Below are 267 nucleotides of genomic sequence, written 5' to 3' on the forward strand. Positions count from 1 at the left end.
GCCTGCAAGGTTGAGCTCCATAGCGGACGGGGCGAGACAGCGCAAAAGCGCTTGTTCTCTGTCAAGCCTCTACCTCAAACTCTCCGTGAATCAGGTTGCGGACCTGTTTCTTGAGGGCGATCACTTTGGGATCGTCCTCATCCCTTGGACGCGGAAGGTCTACCTCAATGTTCGCCTTGACGGTTCCAGGACGCTTGGTCATGACGATGATGCGGTCTGAAAGAGTGATGGCCTCTTCGATACTGTGGGTCACCAGAATCACTGTCT

General features: G+C 54.7%; 1 pseudogene. It reads right to left on the bottom strand.

Annotated features, from left to right (window positions below):
- Positions 1–61: 61 nt before the first annotated feature.
- Positions 62–267: pseudogene (locus ACTFO6_RS18860) on the bottom strand (ABC transporter ATP-binding protein); the annotation flags it as partial.

The sequence above is a fragment of the Pelomicrobium sp. G1 genome, assembly GCF_051905455.1.
Taxonomy (GTDB): Bacteria; Pseudomonadota; Gammaproteobacteria; order Burkholderiales; family UBA6910; genus Pelomicrobium.